The sequence below is a fragment of the Pseudomonas sivasensis genome, from assembly GCF_013778505.1.
Lineage (GTDB): Bacteria > Pseudomonadota > Gammaproteobacteria > Pseudomonadales > Pseudomonadaceae > Aquipseudomonas > Aquipseudomonas sivasensis.
Map to the genome: position 1 here is coordinate 417,954 of NZ_JAAOWU010000003.1, position 19,098 is coordinate 437,051.

The 19,098-nt window shown below is 55.7% G+C and carries 18 protein-coding genes, 4 tRNA genes, 1 pseudogene and 1 riboswitch; of the genes and pseudogenes, 12 read left to right on the forward strand and 11 right to left on the reverse strand.

Annotated elements, in window-relative coordinates; translation table 11 throughout:
* Window positions 1-66 precede the first annotated feature (66 nt).
* Window positions 67-236, reverse strand: a riboswitch (FMN riboswitch).
* 191 nt (window positions 237-427) lie between these two features.
* The 8 genes from ltaE (at window position 428) to mgtE (ending at window position 8,168) form a co-directional block, all read left to right on the forward strand.
* Entirely contained in the window at window positions 428-1,432 is a 1,005-nt protein-coding gene (gene ltaE / locus G9Q84_RS08270; protein WP_122753549.1) for a low-specificity L-threonine aldolase, read from the forward strand.
* 146 nt (window positions 1,433-1,578) lie between these two features.
* The gene (alaS, locus tag G9Q84_RS08275; RefSeq protein WP_032886760.1) at window positions 1,579-4,197 is read left to right on the forward strand and encodes an alanine--tRNA ligase; all 2,619 of its coding nucleotides are present in this window, start codon (window positions 1,579-1,581) and stop codon (window positions 4,195-4,197) included.
* Window positions 4,198-4,293: 96 nt separating this feature from the next.
* Window positions 4,294-5,535 (forward strand): aspartate kinase, encoded by a 1,242-nt coding sequence (locus tag G9Q84_RS08280; RefSeq protein WP_032886761.1) that lies wholly within the window; start codon window positions 4,294-4,296, stop codon window positions 5,533-5,535.
* A gap of 175 nt (window positions 5,536-5,710) precedes the next feature.
* The gene (gene csrA, locus G9Q84_RS08285) at window positions 5,711-5,899 is read left to right on the forward strand and encodes a carbon storage regulator CsrA (RefSeq protein WP_003175645.1); all 189 of its coding nucleotides are present in this window, start codon (window positions 5,711-5,713) and stop codon (window positions 5,897-5,899) included.
* 62 nt (window positions 5,900-5,961) lie between these two features.
* Window positions 5,962-6,052 (forward strand) — tRNA-Ser (locus G9Q84_RS08290).
* A 108-nt stretch (window positions 6,053-6,160) separates the two neighbouring features.
* Window positions 6,161-6,237 (forward strand) — tRNA-Arg (locus G9Q84_RS08295).
* Between the two features lie 72 nt (window positions 6,238-6,309).
* Window positions 6,310-6,386 (forward strand) — tRNA-Arg (locus G9Q84_RS08300).
* Between the two features lie 339 nt (window positions 6,387-6,725).
* A complete protein-coding gene (mgtE, locus tag G9Q84_RS08305) occupies window positions 6,726-8,168 on the forward strand; it encodes a magnesium transporter (protein WP_032886762.1) in 1,443 nt (480 codons plus the stop codon).
* A gap of 107 nt (window positions 8,169-8,275) precedes the next feature.
* Here mgtE and G9Q84_RS08310 read toward each other — a convergent pair whose 3' ends face one another.
* The 3 genes from G9Q84_RS08310 to G9Q84_RS08320 form a co-directional block, all read right to left on the reverse strand.
* Window positions 8,276-8,602 (reverse strand): Arc family DNA-binding protein, encoded by a 327-nt coding sequence (locus G9Q84_RS08310; protein ID WP_003175643.1) that lies wholly within the window; start codon window positions 8,600-8,602, stop codon window positions 8,276-8,278.
* A gap of 389 nt (window positions 8,603-8,991) precedes the next feature.
* Window positions 8,992-9,171, reverse strand: coding sequence for a PA3371 family protein (locus tag G9Q84_RS08315; RefSeq protein WP_032886763.1), 180 nt, complete (start codon window positions 9,169-9,171; stop codon window positions 8,992-8,994).
* An 11-nt stretch (window positions 9,172-9,182) separates the two neighbouring features.
* Window positions 9,183-9,410 carry a hypothetical protein gene (locus G9Q84_RS08320; protein ID WP_032886764.1) on the reverse strand — a complete coding sequence of 76 codons (228 nt, stop codon included), beginning with the start codon at window positions 9,408-9,410 and terminating at the stop codon, window positions 9,183-9,185.
* 326 nt (window positions 9,411-9,736) lie between these two features.
* On the opposite strand from G9Q84_RS08320, the gene G9Q84_RS08325 reads away from it, so the two are divergent.
* Window positions 9,737-9,813, forward strand: a tRNA-Arg gene (locus tag G9Q84_RS08325).
* 121 nt (window positions 9,814-9,934) lie between these two features.
* Window positions 9,935-10,858 (forward strand): STM4504/CBY_0614 family protein, encoded by a 924-nt coding sequence (locus G9Q84_RS08330; protein ID WP_181643119.1) that lies wholly within the window; start codon window positions 9,935-9,937, stop codon window positions 10,856-10,858.
* A gap of 3 nt (window positions 10,859-10,861) precedes the next feature.
* Here G9Q84_RS08330 and G9Q84_RS29190 read toward each other — a convergent pair.
* Window positions 10,862-10,977, reverse strand: a pseudogene (locus G9Q84_RS29190) (recombinase family protein); the annotation flags it as partial.
* Window positions 10,978-11,167: 190 nt separating this feature from the next.
* Here G9Q84_RS29190 and mobV point away from each other — a divergent pair.
* A complete protein-coding gene (mobV, locus tag G9Q84_RS08335) occupies window positions 11,168-12,181 on the forward strand; it encodes a MobV family relaxase (protein WP_181643120.1) in 1,014 nt (337 codons plus the stop codon).
* A 302-nt stretch (window positions 12,182-12,483) separates the two neighbouring features.
* Here the strand turns inward: mobV and G9Q84_RS08340 are convergent, their stop codons facing one another.
* The 4 genes from G9Q84_RS08340 to G9Q84_RS08355 form a co-directional block, all read right to left on the reverse strand.
* A complete protein-coding gene (locus G9Q84_RS08340; RefSeq protein ID WP_181643121.1) occupies window positions 12,484-12,774 on the reverse strand; it encodes a hypothetical protein in 291 nt (96 codons plus the stop codon).
* Between the two features lie 93 nt (window positions 12,775-12,867).
* Window positions 12,868-13,050 carry a helix-turn-helix transcriptional regulator gene (locus G9Q84_RS08345; RefSeq protein ID WP_185160044.1) on the reverse strand — a complete coding sequence of 61 codons (183 nt, stop codon included), beginning with the start codon at window positions 13,048-13,050 and terminating at the stop codon, window positions 12,868-12,870.
* 79 nt (window positions 13,051-13,129) lie between these two features.
* Window positions 13,130-13,855, reverse strand: a complete 726-nt coding sequence (locus G9Q84_RS08350) for a hypothetical protein (protein WP_181643123.1) — start codon at window positions 13,853-13,855, stop codon at window positions 13,130-13,132.
* A 55-nt stretch (window positions 13,856-13,910) separates the two neighbouring features.
* Window positions 13,911-14,918 (reverse strand): phage major capsid protein, P2 family, encoded by a 1,008-nt coding sequence (locus G9Q84_RS08355; RefSeq protein WP_181643124.1) that lies wholly within the window; start codon window positions 14,916-14,918, stop codon window positions 13,911-13,913.
* A 398-nt stretch (window positions 14,919-15,316) separates the two neighbouring features.
* Between G9Q84_RS08355 and G9Q84_RS29195 the strand changes: the two genes are divergently transcribed.
* Window positions 15,317-15,529 (forward strand): hypothetical protein, encoded by a 213-nt coding sequence (locus G9Q84_RS29195; protein ID WP_242461402.1) that lies wholly within the window; start codon window positions 15,317-15,319, stop codon window positions 15,527-15,529.
* A gap of 534 nt (window positions 15,530-16,063) precedes the next feature.
* On the opposite strand, the gene G9Q84_RS08365 is transcribed toward G9Q84_RS29195, so the two are convergent.
* The 3 genes from G9Q84_RS08365 to G9Q84_RS29525 are packed head-to-tail and all read right to left on the reverse strand — an operon-like array spanning window position 16,064 to window position 18,989.
* Window positions 16,064-17,848 carry a DUF927 domain-containing protein gene (locus tag G9Q84_RS08365; RefSeq protein WP_181643125.1) on the reverse strand — a complete coding sequence of 595 codons (1,785 nt, stop codon included), beginning with the start codon at window positions 17,846-17,848 and terminating at the stop codon, window positions 16,064-16,066.
* Window positions 17,845-18,858 (reverse strand): toprim domain-containing protein, encoded by a 1,014-nt coding sequence (locus G9Q84_RS08370; RefSeq protein WP_181643126.1) that lies wholly within the window; start codon window positions 18,856-18,858, stop codon window positions 17,845-17,847. The genes G9Q84_RS08365 and G9Q84_RS08370 overlap by 4 nt, the downstream gene beginning before the upstream one ends.
* Complete coding sequence (locus G9Q84_RS29525) at window positions 18,855-18,989, reverse strand: hypothetical protein (protein ID WP_274602992.1); 135 nt, start codon at window positions 18,987-18,989, stop codon at window positions 18,855-18,857. The genes G9Q84_RS08370 and G9Q84_RS29525 overlap by 4 nt, the downstream gene beginning before the upstream one ends.
* Window positions 18,990-19,098: the final 109 nt, after the last annotated feature.

Here is a 19,098-nt window from a genome sequence, read left to right on the forward strand (position 1 = left end):
CGTTATGAATCGAATGGGATTTAAGGGTACGCATGCGTCAATAGGCGCGCGGCCCTTAGGTCTCAATCCCGTTCTCTCTTCATCCGGACTATGACCGTCGGCCCCGGGATCACACCGGGTCTGCTGACCTTGTCGCCGTCCCGCGTGAGCAGTTCGAGGCGCCAAGCGCTCGCGGGCTATACACATTGCGTGTAATTACCGCCGGTGGGGAATTACACCCCGCCCTGAGAACGTTGCCACCAGAACCCTGGCGGCGGGGAGATTTTTAACATGGTTTTTCAAAAACTGCACGGACGCCGTATCGATAACCTATATCGGTTTGTTTGGTTGGTATTCGATTGAATGCAAACGGGGCTTGATATTCCGGGGCTTTGCCCGCAGTAATCATCGATAAAAGGACGTACTCAACCTGTTAGAGGCCTGTTTCATGACCGTGATTGACCTGCGCAGCGATACCGTGACCCAACCCACCCCCGGCATGCTGGACGCGATGGCCACTGCCGTCAGCGGCGATGACGTCTACGGTGAAGACCCCAGCGTCAATCTGCTGGAAGCTGAATTGGCCAAGCGCCTTGGGTTTGCTGCGGCGTTGTTCGTGCCCACCGGCACCATGAGCAATCTGCTGGCGTTGATGGCTCATTGTGAGCGCGGCGAGGAATATATCGTCGGCCAGCAGGCCCACACCTACAAATATGAAGGCGGTGGTGCAGCGGTGCTGGGTTCGATCCAGCCGCAGCCGTTGGAAGTGCAGGCGGATGGCTCCCTGGATTTGAACCATGTACGGGACGCGATCAAGCCGGACGATTTCCACTTCGCCCGCACCCGCTTGCTGGCTCTGGAAAACACCATGCAAGGCAAAGTGCTGCCCTTGGAATACCTGGCCCAGGCGCGTGCGTTTACCCGTGAACATGGCTTGGCCCTCCATTTGGATGGCGCGCGAATCTACAACGCGGCGGTCAAGCTTGGGGTGGATGCGCGGGAGATCGCCCAGCATTTCGATTCGGTGTCGGTGTGCCTGTCCAAGGGGCTCGGTGCCCCCATCGGCTCGGTGCTGTGCGGCTCTACGATGTTGATCGCCAAGGCCCGGCGTTTGCGCAAGATGGTCGGTGGCGGTATGCGCCAGGCCGGTTCCCTGGCTGCGGCGGGGCTGTATGCCTTGGATCATCAGGTGCAACGCCTGGCTGATGACCACGCCAACGCTCAGTGGCTGGGCGAAGAGCTGCGCAAAGCGGGGTATGAGGTCGAGCCGGTGCAGACCAACATGGTCTACGTGCAGATCGGCGATCAGGCCCAGGCCTTGAAGGCCTTTGCTGCCGAGCGCGGGATCAAGTTAAGCGCCGCGCCACGCCTTCGTATGGTCACTCATCTGGATGTCAGTCGGGCGCAGATTGAGCAGGTACTTGCGACATTCGTCGAATTTTCGCGCAAATGATCGTGCAGACCGTCTAATTGAGCGTCTCTATCGCATAAACACGCTGTACCCCCGGCAAAGGGCCGATATAATGCGGCCTTTTGCCGTCGCTCCGTCTGATGATGTTGCGCACTGGCCTTTGGCCGCAGCCTCCGTGGAAGAACCTAATGAAAAGCGCAGAAATCCGTGAAGCCTTCCTTCGCTTCTTCGAAGAGCAAGGTCACACCCGTGTCGCCTCCAGCTCTTTGATCCCAGGCAATGACCCAACCCTGCTGTTCACTAACGCGGGGATGAACCAGTTCAAGGACTGCTTCCTGGGCCAGGAAAAGCGCGCCTACACCCGCGCCACCAGCAGCCAGAAGTGCGTACGTGCCGGCGGCAAGAACAGTGACCTGGAAAACGTCGGCTATACCGCCCGTCACCACACGTTCTTCGAAATGCTGGGTAACTTCAGCTTCGGTGACTATTTCAAAAAAGATGCGATTACCTTCGCCTGGACCTTCCTGACCGGCGTGCTGAAGCTGCCAAAGGAAAAACTCTGGGTCACCGTCTACGCGACGGACGATGAAGCGTATGACATCTGGACCCAACAAATCGGTGTGCCTGCCGAGCGCATGATTCGCATCGGCGACAACAAGGGCGCGCCTTACGCCTCCGACAACTTCTGGACGATGGGCGATACCGGCCCATGTGGCCCTTGCACCGAGATCTTCTACGATCACGGCGCCGACATCTGGGGTGGCCCGCCGGGCTCGCCGGAAGAAGACGGCGACCGTTACATCGAGATCTGGAACAACGTATTCATGCAGTTCAACCGCACCGCCGATGGCGTGTTGCATCCGCTGCCGGCGCCGTCGGTGGACACCGGCATGGGCCTGGAGCGGATCAGTGCGGTGATGCAGCACGTTCACTCCAACTATGAAATCGACCTGTTTACCAACCTGCTGAGCGCGTCGGCGGCGGCCATTGGTTGCGCCAATGAGGGCCAGTCTTCGCTCAAGGTTGTGTCGGACCATATTCGTTCCTGCGGCTTCCTGATTGCCGACGGTGTGCTGCCGTCCAACGAAGGCCGTGGCTATGTGCTGCGCCGCATCATTCGTCGAGCCTGCCGCCACGGTAACAAGTTGGGCGCCACCGGAAGCTTCTTCTACAAAATCGTTGCCGCCTTGGTGGCTGAGATGGGCGAAGCGTTTCCAGAACTCAAGCAGCAGCAGGGCAACATCGAGCGCGTGCTCAAGGCTGAAGAGGAGCAGTTCACCAAGACGTTGGAGCACGGTCTGAAGATCCTGGAACAGGACCTGGCTGAGCTCAAAGGCACCGTGGTGCCGGGCGATGTGGTGTTCAAGCTTTACGATACCTATGGCTTCCCGATGGACCTGACCGCTGACATCGCCCGTGAGCGCGAGCTGACCATTGATGAAGCTGGCTTCGAACGTGAGATGGAAGCCCAGCGCGTACGTGCTCGCTCCGCCAGCTCCTTTGGCCTGGACTACAACACCCTGGTCAAAGTTGATGTGCCTACCGAGTTCACTGGCTACAAGGCGACCCTTGGCTCGGCCAAGATCGTTGCCCTCTATAAAGATGGCAAGTCGGTCGACGTTCTAAATGAAGGCGACGAAGCCGTTGTGGTCCTGGACCAGACGCCGTTCTACGCCGAGTCGGGTGGCCAGATCGGTGACTGTGGTTTCCTGAGCTCGACATCGGGGCGTTTTGAAGTGCGTGACACCACCAAGACCGGCGGTGCGTTCCTGCATCACGGCGTGTTGGTGCTGGGCAACTTGACGGTCGGCGCGCCAGTGGACACGCAGGTCGATGCCGAAGTACGGCATGCAACCGCCTTGAACCACTCGGCCACTCACTTGCTGCACGCTGCATTGCGTCAGGTGCTGGGTGAGCACGTCCAACAGAAGGGTTCGTTGGTCGATAGCCAGCGTCTGCGTTTCGACTTCAGCCACTTCGAAGCGATTAAGCCGGAGCAGATCAAGGCCCTGGAAGATATCGTCAATGCACAAGTGCGCAAGAACACCCCGGTTGAAACCGAGGAAACCGATATCGAGACCGCCAAGGCCAAGGGCGCCATGGCACTGTTCGGCGAGAAGTACGGCGACAACGTGCGCGTACTGAGCATGGGCGGCGACTTCTCGGTGGAACTGTGTGGTGGTATCCACGCCAACCGCACCGGCGACATTGGCCTGCTGAAGATCATCAGTGAAGGCGGTGTGGCCTCCGGTGTGCGACGTATCGAGGCGGTGACTGGCGCTGCGGCCCTGGCCTACCTCAATGCGGCCGAAGAACAACTCAAGGAAGCGGCCAGCCTGGTCAAGGGCAGCCGCGACAACCTGATCGACAAGCTGTCCGCCGTGCTGGAGCGCAACCGTGCTCTGGAAAAACAGCTGGAGCAGTTGCAGGCCAAGGCAGCCAGTGCGGCGGGCGACGATCTGTCGTCTTCTGCGGTGGACGTCAAGGACGTGAAAGTCCTGGCGGCGCGCCTGGATGGTCAGGATGGTAAGGCGCTGTTGGCCCTGGTCGATCAGTTGAAGAACAAGCTCGGCCGCGCAGTGATCCTGCTCGGCGGTGTCCATGAGGATAAGGTCGTTCTGGTTGCCGGTGTAACCAAAGACCTGACTGGCCAACTCAAGGCCGGTGATTTGATGAAGCAAGCCGCCGCGGCGGTGGGCGGGAAGGGCGGTGGTCGTCCGGACATGGCGCAAGGCGGTGGTGTCGATGCCGGTGCTCTGGATGCGGCCCTGGCCCTGACCGTGCCGTTTGTCGAGGCAGGTATTTAAGGCGCTGTTAACTGGCCCGTGGTCTAGTCGCGGGCTTGTTCGGTGCTGGTTGATTGGATATTTAGGCGCCCCTTTACGGGCTGAGGCGGCTTAGAAATGGCTTTGATCGTACAGAAATTTGGAGGCACCTCGGTCGGCTCTGTCGAAAGAATCGAGCAGGTTGCCGACAAGGTTAAGAAATTCCGCGATGCTGGCGACGACCTGGTGGTGGTGCTGTCGGCCATGAGCGGCGAGACCAATCGCTTGATCGAGCTGGCCAAGGCAATCAGTGGCGACCAGCAACCGCTCCCGCGTGAGCTGGACGTGATCGTCTCTACGGGTGAGCAGGTGACCATCGCCTTGCTGGCCATGGCCCTGAACAAGCGTGGCGTTCCTGCGGTGTCCTACACGGGCAGCCAGGTGCGTATCCTCACCGACAGTGCGCACACCAAGGCGCGCATTCTGCAGATCGATGATCAGAAAATTCGCACTGATCTGAAAGCTGGCCGCGTGGTAGTTGTAGCGGGCTTCCAGGGTGTGGATGAACACGGCAACATCACCACCCTCGGGCGTGGCGGTTCGGACACTACCGGCGTGGCCCTGGCGGCAGCTCTCAAGGCTGATGAGTGCCAGATCTACACCGATGTGGATGGCGTCTACACCACTGACCCGCGTGTCGTTTCCGTGGCCCAGCGTCTGGACAAGATCACCTTCGAAGAGATGCTGGAAATGGCCAGCCTCGGTTCCAAGGTTTTGCAGATCCGCGCGGTGGAGTTCGCCGGCAAGTACAACGTTCCGCTGCGCGTATTGCACAGCTTCAAAGAGGGTCCGGGCACCCTCATTACTATTGATGAAGAGGAATCCATGGAACAGCCGATCATTTCCGGCATCGCTTTCAACCGCGATGAAGCCAAGCTGACGATCCGTGGCGTGCCAGACACCCCGGGCGTGGCCTTCAAGATTCTGGGCCCGATCAGTGATGCGAATGTTGAAGTCGACATGATCGTGCAGAACGTCTCGCACGATAACACCACCGATTTCACGTTCACTGTGCACCGCAACGAGTACGATGCGGCATTGAAAATCCTGGAGAACACCGCGAGCGAGATTGGCGCCCGTGAAGTGGTCGGCGATATCAAGATTGCCAAGGTGTCGATCGTGGGTGTGGGCATGCGTTCCCATGCCGGCGTTGCCAGCCGTATGTTTGGGGCTCTGGCCAAGGAAAGCATCAATATCCAGATGATCTCCACGTCTGAAATCAAAGTCTCGGTAGTGATCGAAGAGAAGTACCTGGAGCTTGCTGTGCGCGCGCTGCATACCGCGTTTGAGCTAGACGCTCCGGCCCGACAGGGCGAGTGATGTAGTGCCAGGAAGGCGCGGTCTACCGCGCCTTTCCTTTTTTTGTAGGGCGCATGGTCTTTTGTGTGCGCTCGACAATACTTAGGTCGTTAGGGCTATGACTCTCGAGTCGTAGGTCGAACGCCTTTTTTTTGCAGACTGTTGTTCCTGAAATGAAATGCGTGAGGAGAAAGGTATGCTGATTCTGACTCGTCGGTGCGCAGAAAGCCTGATTATCGGTGATGGCGAAATCACCGTGACCGTGCTCGGCGTCAAAGGCAATCAAGTACGTATCGGGGTTAATGCTCCGAAAGAGGTAGCGGTCCACCGCGAGGAAATCTACCTGCGGATCAAGAAAGAGAAGGACGAAGAACCAAGCCTTTAATTTTTATCGTTTTTTATGTTTGCAAACGGGGAGGAACGTGGTTAATATACGCCCCGTGTTGCGGAGAGCTGGCCGAGTGGCCGAAGGCGCTCCCCTGCTAAGGGAGTACACCTCAAAAGGGTGTCGGGGGTTCGAATCCCCCGTTCTCCGCCATTATTTGCTTAGTACGTTGCAATCTGATTTTTTCGGTAAGTTGTTGAAAATTAACGAAAAAATAGCTTTACATAGAGATTGAACGGCCTATAATGCGCGGCAACAAATGCACTCGTAGCTCAGCTGGATAGAGTACTCGGCTACGAACCGAGCGGTCACAGGTTCGAATCCTGTCGAGTGCACCATTTAAGAGTTAGTTGCAGCAATGCGGTTAACTTGGCTTCAACCAGTTGTGATCTGGTCTAAAAACACAATCTGCACTCGTAGCTCAGCTGGATAGAGTACTCGGCTACGAACCGAGCGGTCACAGGTTCGAATCCTGTCGAGTGCACCATACAAACAAAAAGCCCGCCTAGTGCGGGCTTTTTGCCGTCTGGGGTTTGTGTCGGACTTTATCTTTTTCTCCTTCCTTGTGTGTTTTCCCTTCGCGCCGTGGCGTCGCAGTTCTAAGATGCAGCCAATACTCAGCTTTGGCTCGCAAGCGCTTGTTCTTTCCAGTTTTTTGACATTTAAGATGGTCGGTCGGTGTATCATTGCGCCCGTCAGCCCCGCCGGGGCTTGTGGAATATCTCCATGGACTTACCCAGTAGTTACTCAGTACCCCGCTTTACCAATCATGAATTGACTGATTGATCCTTCCGGCGTGCCCCGCTGCTGGGAGTGGAGTTCGCCTATGACCGAAGTAGAAGTAAAGAAAACACAAGAAAGCCTGCAAGATCGCTTGGCTCAAGTCATTGAGCTGCTGCAGCGCCAGCGCGTGGTCGAAGACCTTACGCATCGCCAGGAAGGTCCAAACCACGACCGCGTCGAAAACCTGGTTCACCGGCAAAACCTCGTCGAATTGCAGCGCAAGCTCGATGATCTGCACTCCGCCGACGTTGCCTACATTCTGGAAGCCTTGCCGCTCGATGATCGACTGACCCTCTGGCAGTTGGTCAAGGCCGACCGCGACGGCGACATCCTGCTCGAAGTATCCGATTCTGTTCGTGAAACCCTGATCGCCGACATGGACGATCACGAGCTCCTGGCTGCGGCCAGGGAAATGGACGCCGACGAACTGGCTGACCTGGCCCCTGAGCTGCCCCGTGATGTTGTCCATGAGCTGATGGAGGCACTCGACGGCCAACAGCGTGAGCGCGTGCGCTCCGCGTTGTCCTATGACGAGGACCAGGTCGGCGCGCTGATGGACTTCGAGATGGTCACCATCCGAGAGGATGTCAGCCTTGAAGTGGTGTTGCGTTACCTGCGTCGTTTGAAAGAGCTGCCGAGTCATACCGACAAACTGTTCGTGGTTGACTACGAAGGCATTCTCAAGGGCGTGCTGCCGATCAAGCGGCTGCTGGTCAACGATCCTGAAAAAAGGGTTGCTGACCTGATGGCTAGCGATACCGTCAGTTTTCATCCGGACGAAGACGCCTACGACGCGGCGCAGGCTTTTGAGCGCTACGACTTGATCTCGGCGCCCGTGGTCGACAAGAACGGCAAGCTGATCGGTCGTCTGACCATCGACGAAATCGTCGACCTTATTCGTGAAGAGAGTGAAACCGAAGTCCTCAACATGGCGGGTTTGCGTGAAGAGGAAGATATTTTTGCGTCGGTCTGGCGTTCGCTGCATAACCGCTGGGCCTGGCTGGCGGTGAACCTGATCACGGCATTTATAGCCTCTCGTGTGATTGGGCTTTTTGAGGGGTCTATCGAAAAACTGGTGGCTTTGGCTGCGTTGATGCCGATTGTGGCAGGAATTGGCGGTAACTCCGGTAATCAGACCATTACTATGATCGTACGCGCGATGGCGCTGGATCAGGTGAGTACCGCCAACTCTTCGCGCCTGCTGCGCAAGGAGCTGGCAGTGGGTCTGATCAACGGCCTGGTATGGGGTGGTGTGATTGGTCTGGTGGCTTACTTGCTCTATGGCAGCTGGTCGCTGGGGGTGGTGATGACCGCCGCTATGACGCTCAACTTGCTCCTGGCAGCGCTAATGGGTGTGCTGATCCCCATGACGCTGGCGCGCCTCGGCCGAGATCCAGCCATGGGCGCCAGCGTGATGATCACCGCCATGACCGACAGTGGCGGCTTCTTTATCTTCCTGGGTCTGGCGACGATCTTCCTGCTCTGATCCCTTCCGACGGTGGGGGCAAATTTGCCCCCCAGCCTCGCATTACCTTTCTAAATTCCAGGCAAAAAAAAGCCAGCACATGGCTGGCCTCGGCTTTCAGTTGCAGATCAATTGGCTTCTGCGGCCGCCTCTACGTCGTGCGCGATAAGCGAGACGAGGGCATTTTGCTGGCGATGGGAGAGCTGACGAAAACGCTGCAGCAGTTCGCGTTCATGCAGTGACAGCTCAGGACTATCCAGGCGCATGCTCAACTCGTCACCTAGTGCGCCTTCCTGAATAAGGCTCTGTTCCAGGCGCGCGATGATTTCGGAGTTCATGCTGCGGTGATGATTGCGAGCCACCTCGGCAATGCGTTCCCGCATTCCGTCTGGCAGACGTACGACGAACTTGTCAGCCGTACGGCTGGAATAAATTGCCTGTTTCAATGGGCGCATATATTTAACCGGTTAGTTCAGGGGAGCGGTTTTTGGAATTGGCCGCAAGCGATGAGAGTTAAGACAAGACTCACGACCAAAGTTCAACCCGAATTGCAAAGAGGCCGCATCATGCCTCAGATTTGCCAGTTCCTTGGCGTCAATTCTGTGACAAATATTGAACTGCCTAAAGGCTTTATGCCAGCACTGATTTGCATTTTTGCGGACTGGTTGGAAAACTTTTCTGCGAGAGGGGCGCTTGACGATCTTCCCGTAGAACGGGCCGCAACGGGGCATTCGGGCGGCACATCGTATAGCAAAGTGGCCTTTTGCCCCTGTCTTTAAGACTAGTGGCAATTTGCCGATTTACTAGGGCGAGGCGACATAAGGTAGGACGAAGGGGGAGGGGGTCAGCGCAAAACCGGGTCGAATTTGATGCGGCGACCCATAACAAGGGTCAGCAGTAGAATGCAGGCGCAGACACCGCTCGCAATCAGTGCGTTGAGTTGAGTGTCCTGGGACTCGGCACCCAAGCCGTAGATGCCAGTGACAGTGGTCAGGCACAGAAAAAGCCAGGCAGTTTTGGTCATGAGCGGTTACCTTAAAAAACCCAGTGTTCGGAGGCCGGGGCGGCCTGAGTGCCTTGAGTCAAGCGTACCGGGGATTGCGCGTTCGGCGTCATGACTGCCAGCTGCGGGCGTTGTTGCAAGTGGTGCGGAACAGCCTGGCTGATCTGTGCTGGGTCATTATCGCCCGCCGACTGAAAATGGAATGTGACCAGCGTAGCCAGAGCGATGGCGTTAAGGGTTAACAAAAGGGCACTGTTCATGGTCATGTTCTCCGCTTAACGCCGTGGCTGAAGGGGTGGTATGGGAGAAGTATTGCAGGTGTCGTGCCAATCTATTAATTCAATAAAATCAATTGTTTAGGTATTGATAAAGATGTCAAAGACTTGCAATTTGCAATGCTGGCATTTTGGGGGAGTGCATTTTGCACGATTAGCCTGAGTGCCCGTATTTGCGGGTCGAAACCGCAACCTCCGGGGCGCGGATCCTCCTACACTCAAAAAGCCCACGGACGACATGACAAAACCTAACTCGGCCGTTAACATGCACGCCGTCCGTCGCAATGCCCTTGGCCCGACGGCTGTCATTTGTCCCAGTAGCTCAATTGGATAGAGCATCCCCCTCCTAAGGGGAAGGTTGGCAGTTCGAACCTGCCCTGGGACACCATATATTTCGGGGCTTCGCACAATATTGTCGTTTTTCCATTTTGCGCTGTGGGTGCAGGATGGGTGCAGTTTGAGAATGCCGGTACTGTTTTCCGGCTCGTTCATCATGGAGGAGCCAGTTCATGGCGTTGTTCGATATTTTCTCAAAGCGCCAAAAGAAACTTCGAGGCGAAGTGTCAGACGTTTACCAATACGATCAGTTACCACATCCTCTGCGTGTTCAGATAGTGCACGTGATGTGCGACGCTTTGGGCCGTCCAGGGGACTTTGTTCAAGTAGATTGCTGGAGATCTATTTCCGATGCGCTTTGCAGGGAATACGGAATGTTCTCTTTGCCCACGGCTAAAAAAGGCGGGCAGCGGCGCCTCTTTGAAGAAGTCGCTGACTTCCTTTTGCAAACTGATGACCTGGAGCAGGCGTTAGACGTCGTCGAACTTTGCTTCCGCGCTGTCGACACAGTGAGTCGTAACTTCACGTTCATGGGGCGGCACGAGGCGAATCAAATCGCTGATAAGGCAATCGACGAACTGAATCAACGGTTCAAGGAGCATGCATTTGGCTATCAATTCGTAAACGGTGAAATTTTACGGGTTGACTCGCAGTTATTGCACGCTGAGGTGGTAAAGCCAGCACTTAGGCTTTTGGAGAGTAAATTCTACGCCGGGCCACAAGAGGAATTCTTGAAGGCCCACGAGCATTACCGGCACGGAAACTCTAAGGAGGCACTGAACGAGTGCTTGAAATCCTTCGAAAGCCTAATGAAAGCCATCTGTGTGAAGCGAGGCTGGACTGTCTCTGGCAAGGAAACTGCAAGCTCGCTGATCAAGGTTTGTATGGAAAATGGTTTGATCCCTGCCTTTTGGCAAACTCAATTTACATCTCTCAAAAGCTTGCTTGAGGCCGCGGTGCCTACCGGGCGAAATAATCTTGCCGGTCACGGGCAGGGAGCTGAACCAACTGTCGTTCCAGATTACCTCGTGGCCTACATGCTTCATATGACTGGAGCCTGCTTGGTATTTTTAGCGACAGCCGAACAGCGTCTGTAAGCTTTAAACTCCGCTGTCTCTGGTTCGCAAAACGGTTGTAGCAGAAGAATCTGCATGCCTTGCCGTGGCCCGAATGCCCAATCCAGCCTCCCCAGAAGTTCCTTGACCCGTTTGTGCATGCTCAAACAGGGACGGCGTTGGGGTTGCTGTTTGCTTTTTTTTTCTGCGCAGCAGGCCCACCATCGCGAAGCGATGTGTAGTGGGTTACACGTTGCTGCCTTCAGTTTGTTCAAACTGGGGGGTTGCAATGGGTGGTGCTCCAAGCGCTTAACTGACTGATAAGGCAGTTAAAGGCGACGGAGAAGCGCTATGGCTTACGCAATTATCAGGGCGAAGAAACTCAAGAGCATGGGGGCGGTGTCGAGGTCGGCACAGCACACGTTCAGGATGCAGCCCACCCCGAATGCAGATCCCGCACTCACCGGACGAAACCGAACGGTGGGGGCCAAAGGATCGGATCAGATACTCGCTGCCCTGGTGCGCACGCTGCCGACGAAAAGGCGCAAGGATGCGGTGCTCGTGATTGAGTACCTGGTCACCGCGTCCCCTGAAGCTTTCAAGCGTCACGGCGGGCGTTTGGATGATATGGGGGACGGTTATTTTGCCGATGCGTTGAAGTGGCTGAAGACGCGCCACGGTGCAGAGAATGTCCTCAGCGCGACCGTTCACCTGGATGAATCAACGCCGCATATGGTCGTTTACGTTGTGCCGATGACGGCAGACATGCGGCTGTCGTGCCGTGACTTCCTCGGCGGGCCTGAGAAACTCAGAGCGATGCAAACCAGTTTCCATGCCGAGGTTGGGGCGCTGCGTCGCCTGGAGCGCGGCGTGGAGGGTTCCAAGGCGAAACATGAGGCGGTGTCGGCGTTCTACTCAACCATGGCAACAGCAGGCGAAGCGCCGGTGCTGAAGCCTCGCGACTATGCGGCGGCGGCTATCGGCGTGAAGACTGAAGCCTGGCAGCGAGCCGAAGCCGTGGCCAGCGCCAATGCCCAGGGCGCAGCTCGTCACGCGCGTTCAAAACAGGCAGTGCTGTCGCGTGCGAGGGCCGTGAAAAAAGCAGCGGCCCAGGTGGAATATCGCCAGCAAGAAATAGAACGGCGGGAGCAACAGCTGCGCAACAGAGAAGTGGATCTGGATCGGCGCTCCAGGGCCATTGATGGCCTGGTGAACCAGGTCAGTGAGGCGGAGCTGGCAGCGGTTGTGCTCGCTGCTGAAAAGTCCGCCCTAGAGCATCGTCTAAAAATGCTTGAAGGGAGTCAGGCCAATGACAAAGCCCAGGCGCGAAAGGCTCGCCACAATCAGGAACTCACGCTTGGCTGAGCGCACTGCCTAACCTCTAATGCAGAAAACGACAAACCCCGCACTGGGCGGGGTCGGTCGTTTGCAGGCTGGCTGACGTTGCCCCGAGAGAATTCAACAACGCCAGGCAGCGTGAGGCGAGTATATCTGGTCACATAAGGCCGATAGCGAAAAAAACGGCAGCGAAAATAAAACTTCCTGAAAAAGCACTTATCCCCCTCCCGCCGACGGGCTTCGTGTGTGTTTTTTTTGCAAACACAGATGTAGTGCAAACCATCCTCCAGCCCAGGCGGGCCGTGGGGCTTCCCAGGCAATCGCCCTTTTCATTTTGTGCAAAGTTTTGCAAAGAAATGCAAAACCATTGCACAGGCAATGCGCCATTCCTGACGGTGTTTCAAGTCACCAAACCCAATGGCAATAGGGGTGCGGCGGAGTTTTCTCAAAGTGAACGGCTTGTTTTTTTTGGTTGCATTCGTGATGCGATGGGAGCGAATTGAAAGCGTGCAGGCCATATGGAACAAGGCTTTCAGCCCAGTTTGCGGGGTTTTGTCGATTGCATGTCCCTTCGTGCGAGCGCCTGCGGTGGTGCAATCGAAAACACAGCTTTCGCCCATTTGAGGGAGGGTCTGAAAACAGCTTTTTTGAGAGTCGCCGGAACTGGCAGGCCTTACGGGTGAGGCGGCAAAGCGAAGGGGGAGTTAGGCCGTTTACACGGCCTTAACTGGGCACCACTCAGCAGGATTTTCCTGCCAGGCAATGATTGCTGACTCACGCCATCCGACACGCCCTGGTGAGATGCGGACAGGTCTGGGGAACTGTCCGCTTTTCATCAGTCGCCAGAGAGTGGTTCGAGAAAGGGAGGTGACATCGAGCACGTCCCTTTCCCGCATGAAACGATCCAGCTTGCTCACGTTGGGCTCCTACGATCTGAGCCTATGCGAGACTCCTAAACTGACTGGTCGCTGAATCTCAGGACGCGGCGATTGTGCGCTTAAGTTTCAGAAGGGCAGCAGTGTTATCTACGGCTGCTTCTTTCGGTACAGCAGGCGGCATCGCTGCCAGTGTTGGAGCCTGTGTTTCTTTCTCGGCCCCATCAAATAACTGTTCAAGTTTTTTCCCGAGAGCAATCCAGGTGAGTTCTTGAATTTTCATTTGTCGTTCGTGCTGGCTGTTACAGCGAGAGAGCACCACATCATGCTCGGCAAGACTTTTTAGCATTACGGCGTGGGATAATGTGAACAGCTCCAACAGAATTTCGAGAGTGCCACCCTGCTTTAGCGCCTGCTCTAACAGATCCTGTTGAAATAGTTTGTTGATCGAACTTGGAACGCCCACCAACTTTAAGCGCGCCTCGGCTACCTGAATAATTAAGCTGTTTGGAATACCGGCTCGCGCTTCGGCGGTGAAGCGCAATTCCTGAGCGTCCTTCCTGAGCTGAGCACTACGTTCAATTTCGTCATTGATTTTGCTCTGCTCGATGGTGCCTGACTTGCCCTGGGCATTCCAAGAGGCGTCCGTGCGGTTGGCCTGACCTTCAAGTTCGGCGGCTTTCTGTGTGAGTCGTTGGTTTTCTTGCATTACCTCGATGTATCGATTTTGCAGAGCGATGTAAGCGTCTCTGTTGACCTCGAAGTTAGCCAGGCTCTGCTGTAGTTCGGGGCTCAATTTTTCTCGGTCAATGGTGGCGAGTTGCATTGCGTTAATCCTTACTCAGTTAGATTATGTTGTTTGCGTCCTGGTGCGAGGCTTATCACACCAGTTCTACGTTCTCAGCCATGGCGAGTTTCCCAAACTGCTCAACTACATAGCCTTCGTTCCGGCTGTTGTAATCTTCGACGCGGTTACGCTTCGAATTTTCCAGCATGATTACGCGCCAGCTGGATTCTTGGAAGTAGATCGACAGATTGTCCCAGCTGGTGACCAGTACGGCGTTCACCGGGAAGTACGGCACGCTGAAACTCGGTACGCCGCCATAGGTGCTCACGACCTGCGCACTTTCTATACGCTCTTTCTCTGTGGGTGTGCCCGCCTGCTTGGCATATAACACGGCCTTGGCGTGAGCCAGCAGGTCAGATCCGATGATCGCGATCAGGTCGCCGGCTTCGCGTAAGTTTTCGTCAATCGCTCGCGTTACGTCATATACGAGGGCGTCCAGGTTGGCATAGTCGCCGCCTTCACCCAGGCGAATCTTGCCAGCCTCCAGACCCTGACTGAGCACCTGGCCTGGCACCTTCTCACGGGCCTGTTGCAGCCAGCCTTTGTTGACATCTTCGAGCATGGGGAAGGCTTCAATGTCGGTCTGTGCGGCGGCATGAGTGCCACGAAACCCAACCATCATGCGATCTAAGGCGATTTGCTTTTGCACCGCGTCGGAATAGCGCTTGTGGAAGTCCGGAAACTTGGCCCAGGCATCAAGTTTAGCGAATGGCAGACTAACATCCGATTCGGTAGGCGACAGTTCGTAAGTATTATTTTCCAAGTTGGAAAAGTCTTTAACTTCGCGGTCTTTAGTTTTGATGTCAGTTCGGCTGGTTACAGGGCCGGTTACCCCGAACATGACTTTCTCGCCTTTGATCTCACTAACTGGAACAATGTTGATGCGTTCTAGAAAGTCAGATTTTGCCGTAATATTTTCATTGAGTGATTGGGCTGCACTAGGTTCGACAGCAAATGAACGAGCCCCTTTAGGGGCTTTGTAGACCTTGGCATATGCCTGCTTTAAGATTGAAAACTTTTCATTGCCGTTATTGCTGCTCATGAGGGCTCTCTATTGACGGAGTTGAAGTGCGGGTAGGTTGCTTGCTTTAATTAGAAACGGTGGTGAGGTTGCACATTATGCTGCTTCTACATGTTAATATTAACACAGTGCAATGTCTTAATACGCTTTTCAGGGGCTGACTCGATGCGAATTTATTGTAGGGATTGTGGGAGTAAGGCGCTCATTACTAGAGTTGTAAAAGAAGCACTGGAGTATACAAAGCTTTATTGCATATGCCTTGATCCTACTTGTGGGCATGGGTTTGTTTCGGAGTTGCGATTATCGCACACACTTAAGCCCTCGAAAATTAAACCAGCAGACAGCGCAATGATTGAACGCCTATTAAAACTTAGCGACGATCAGCAAACGCAGTTGCTCCAGCAGTTGGATATGTTGGCATGACAGGGGCCGTACCAGGAGTTTTGACCTTTCAGGATCTTCAGCACGTGACGGGGTATCAAAGGCGCTCTGACGTTGAGCGTTCATTGATCGAGCAGGGGGTGCACATATTCCGTGGTCGCTCCGGCCCGTGGACAACAATTGATCTAATTAACCGGGCGGGCGGGATAAAACCGGACAGTGATGACCGGTATGCGGCAGACATCCTGTGACCAGATTAGGCGGAGGAAAAGCTGCTCGCCAAGAGGGAGGGGGTCAGTGACGGTGGCGTGCCTGATTGTCCTTGGCCACGGCTTCCAATCTCCGCAAGCCCAATCAAATATCTTCAGATCCGTCAACAAAAACCACATACCCCCCTGTTACCGCGTCTGATTTCGAAAACAGAAGGGATACGCGGGATTCAGGGATAGCCCTTGTAAACTGGGGTCTACAGAGCATTTCTTCATTCCCTGCTTTTTTTTCAAGGGAATGTTTTAGAGAACAAAGCCCTTATTAAACAGAGATGTATTCCCTTATCCCTTTTCTCTATTCTATTAAGGGAATGCTGTAGGCCGCGTATTACTGGCCCATTCCCTGATTCCCTTCATTCCCTTGAAAAAACACTGCCGCTGCCAGTTTGCACCCATAAGCAGCCTGACAACTGCGCGCGCCTTCGCTCCATGATTTCAAGGGAATCGGGTCACGACGACAAAGGGAATTGATTCACTACGACAATTGAGAGCGTCCTCCTGGCGTGCAAACTTGCCTCATCGGCCTGAAGCTTCCTGGTCGAGTTTTGCGGGATCAATCACATAAAAACGCGACTTTCCTCCCCCTGGCATGACGTAGCTTTTGTTGGCGCGCTTCTGGCCTTTCTCATTGTCCACTTTGGCGAGCGCGTCAACGTTCTGAAGCGCACGAATAATCCTATCCAGACTGAAACCGATAGCGGCCTCTGCCAGACCTGGCTTATTGAATAAGTACAGACGCACACCATCATCGACCTCGTAATAACCGGCTCGGTTATGCACGGTAGTGGTTCCAGAGTGACGGAACTCGGAAAAACGACTGTCGCCGTGCAAGTCAATAAAGTTAGCGATACCACGCAGTATTTGCCGATCCTCGGCGCTGCCGTCTCCCATTGTTGAAAGCCATTCGTTAAACAGGAGTCGGCATGCATTGACGGCAGTACCTTTGGGCCAGTTCAGTAGATTGCGGCGGATAGCCGACTCACCGGCCAGAGCCATAATCGCGAAACGATCAGCTACACGGCCAGCCTGTGAACCTTCGGTGGCAAAGGCCTCCCGAACCTGTCGGAAGGCGCTATGCAGATCCTCGGGTTGTTGAATCAGAGACTCCACAAACGCTGGGCCTACATGGCCGTAATTCTGAGAAACTGCATCGTTAAGCGTTCGGTGAAACTCTTGCCCACTCATTCCGTGCACATCATCGAAGGCGCGGTGTGTACGAGTACCGGCATTGACGTCCACCATGCGCAGTTCGGCCCCGGCGTGGGCCCCACTACCACCGATGGCTGCGTGGTCTGACAATGAGCGCTCGCCGCTGGAAAGCGCCAGTACACGCCAAGTCAACTTGGCGCGCCCCTCTCGCTCCCTTGTCATGGTGCCCTTGCCCATCCCGTTGGCGATGGCATACGCCATTTCCTGAACTCGCTTGGGATCGGCCCGTTTAATTTCGTCCAGGATCAACACGGTGTCGTTGCGCGAGGCAGCCTCAATCTCGACACCGCCTTTCGATACGTCCCATGACGCCGCGAAGCTCCCTGGATTACCCCACGCCGAAGCGGCCAAGAGCTGAGCTAGCGATTTGCCACTCGACGAATCACCTACTAGGTGCACACCGCCCCCATTCACCCCCAGCTTGGCGAGCAGAGGCCCTGCCAGGGCGCAACAGACCGACAGGATCAACACGGGGTTCCCCAGGCAGCGGGTAGCAATCTCGGTCTGCCAGCCGCTGATAGACCCCTTGCTGGTGAAGATGTTTGCCGCCCTGCCAGAGTCTTGGAAACGCACGTTGTCTCCACCAATGACGCGAGACGGCAGCACGAATGCTCCCGACTCATGCCAGCCTGGTTTGGTGGTGGTCGCGATTACCAATTCGGGCGATTGATGGCTCGCTAGGTAGGGCACGATCTGGCGGCGCTGGTGGTGCTCGATGACTAGCCCCCGGCCCAACAAAACCTTCATGACCTCATCACCCTTACCGGCTAGTGACTCCATGGGCATGACCCACTCGATCCGCTTCCCCCGGTGACTAAATGACAGCAGCCGCCCAATGGTGCCGTCTTCCGAGTTAACCGTTTCGGCTTCGACAGTTAACGGTGCGCAGATCCAGTTATCTACGGGGATAGCCTTTTCATCGGGGCCGCTTTGCTTCAAACCGTGATACCAGGTGCCAGGCTTGTATGTCCTGCCCTCGATTGTGCGAGCGATCTCGTAAACGGCATAACGTGGCCGTTCCAGCTTTTCAGGGACAGGAGCTACAGGATCGCCAACTAGGCTCAGAGTGGAGGTTTTTTCGTGAGTGCTCATACCTTGCGGCTCTCTAATGATCGACCTGCAAGCCAGAGGTACAGGTCGTTGAAATCGGATAGGTGGGACGGGGCGTCATCGGGCCACTCGGGGAAAACCACACGAGCATCGGTTTCTCGGGCTGCCTGGTTGGCAGCGCGCCTTCCCGGATTGCCAATGGTTTCGCGGTCGTCATCACCGGCAATTACCAGATCCAGCGTTGCGCCGTAGCGCTCACGCATGGCCATGGCCACGGCTTTGAGGTTGCCCGCGTTCATTGCGCAGACCACCGGACTCCCTGTGTTTTTGTGCAGGGTTGCGCCCGTGGCCCAACCTTCGCAGACATACAGGCGGCATCCTTCGGAGAACTTGCCCAGTGGCGAATAGCAGCCATGGACACGGCCATCTTTCAAAAAGCGTTTGCCGCCGTCCGGGGTGATGATTTGCAGATTGACCAATCGCCCGTCATCGCAGAGCGGAACCAAAAGGCGGCCTTGGCCCGACTGGCGCAACAGATACGGCTGTACACCTTTCGCCAGCAGGTAGGTGTGAAGTGGATAGGCAGGTTTCCCCTTTTGCCAGAGCTGCGAAGCATGACGGGCAGCATCACGATTTTTCTCCTCCTGGAGCTGCTGCTCACGCAGACGCCACGAGGCTCGCTCCTGCTCGGTCTGTCGGCGGCGCTCCTGGAGCTGCAGAGCATCGGCAGACGAGAGATTGAAAAGGCCCAGTCGCAGGCGCTCGTCAATTTCCTTGGCTGCTTCCAACTGCCCACATCCGCGCAGATAGGCCAGCAACGACACCAGATCACCGCCATGGGCACCGCTGTCGGCAAAGTCATTCCACCGACCAGAGTCGAGCGAAACACCAAAGGAACCGGCCTGCCGATCCCCGCGAGCAGTGTTGGCCGCCACCCACTCGCGGCCTTTGCGCGATCCACTGGGAAACCATTCAGGCAGCAGGGTTTCAGCGGCGGAGAGGGCGTGTACAGCGGTGTGACGAATCAGGTCGATGGGACTCAGCTTTGTCATGACTGCGCACCCGCCCGAACGACAGTGGCCCGCAAATACAAACCGCCGTGAATGGCTTCGCGGGTGTAGCAGGCTTTCTTTGGGCAAGCCGATCCCATCAGCGCATAAGTGCGCTCTTGAAAAGCTTTCATCTCGAGTTTTCCTTATTGATGGGAGTAGGGTGGCAGGGCTTATATGCCTGCTAGCCTGGCGTAATAGCTCACATTGCAGGTGACCAGCTGTGATCCTATTTTCTTGATC

Coding starts and splice junctions, on each gene's coding strand:
- G9Q84_RS08330 (WP_181643119.1), top strand. CDS start 9,935: ATGGCGTTGTTCGATATTTTCTCAAAGCGCCAAAAGAAACTTCGAGGC.
- G9Q84_RS08320 (WP_032886764.1), bottom strand. CDS start 9,410: ATGAACAGTGCCCTTTTGTTAACCCTTAACGCCATCGCTCTGGCTACG.
- G9Q84_RS08370 (WP_181643126.1), bottom strand. CDS start 18,858: ATGACAAAGCTGAGTCCCATCGACCTGATTCGTCACACCGCTGTACAC.
- G9Q84_RS08315 (WP_032886763.1), bottom strand. CDS start 9,171: ATGACCAAAACTGCCTGGCTTTTTCTGTGCCTGACCACTGTCACTGGC.
- G9Q84_RS08365 (WP_181643125.1), bottom strand. CDS start 17,848: ATGAGCACTCACGAAAAAACCTCCACTCTGAGCCTAGTTGGCGATCCT.
- mgtE (WP_032886762.1), top strand. CDS start 6,726: ATGACCGAAGTAGAAGTAAAGAAAACACAAGAAAGCCTGCAAGATCGC.
- G9Q84_RS08310 (WP_003175643.1), bottom strand. CDS start 8,602: ATGCGCCCATTGAAACAGGCAATTTATTCCAGCCGTACGGCTGACAAG.
- G9Q84_RS08280 (WP_032886761.1), top strand. CDS start 4,294: ATGGCTTTGATCGTACAGAAATTTGGAGGCACCTCGGTCGGCTCTGTC.
- G9Q84_RS29525 (WP_274602992.1), bottom strand. CDS start 18,989: ATGAAAGCTTTTCAAGAGCGCACTTATGCGCTGATGGGATCGGCTTGC.
- csrA (WP_003175645.1), top strand. CDS start 5,711: ATGCTGATTCTGACTCGTCGGTGCGCAGAAAGCCTGATTATCGGTGAT.
- G9Q84_RS08345 (WP_185160044.1), bottom strand. CDS start 13,050: ATGCGGGAAAGGGACGTGCTCGATGTCACCTCCCTTTCTCGAACCACT.
- G9Q84_RS08350 (WP_181643123.1), bottom strand. CDS start 13,855: ATGCAACTCGCCACCATTGACCGAGAAAAATTGAGCCCCGAACTACAG.
- alaS (WP_032886760.1), top strand. CDS start 1,579: ATGAAAAGCGCAGAAATCCGTGAAGCCTTCCTTCGCTTCTTCGAAGAG.
- G9Q84_RS29195 (WP_242461402.1), top strand. CDS start 15,317: ATGACAGGGGCCGTACCAGGAGTTTTGACCTTTCAGGATCTTCAGCAC.
- ltaE (WP_122753549.1), top strand. CDS start 428: ATGACCGTGATTGACCTGCGCAGCGATACCGTGACCCAACCCACCCCC.
- G9Q84_RS08355 (WP_181643124.1), bottom strand. CDS start 14,918: ATGAGCAGCAATAACGGCAATGAAAAGTTTTCAATCTTAAAGCAGGCA.
- G9Q84_RS08340 (WP_181643121.1), bottom strand. CDS start 12,774: ATGGGCGAAAGCTGTGTTTTCGATTGCACCACCGCAGGCGCTCGCACG.
- mobV (WP_181643120.1), top strand. CDS start 11,168: ATGGCTTACGCAATTATCAGGGCGAAGAAACTCAAGAGCATGGGGGCG.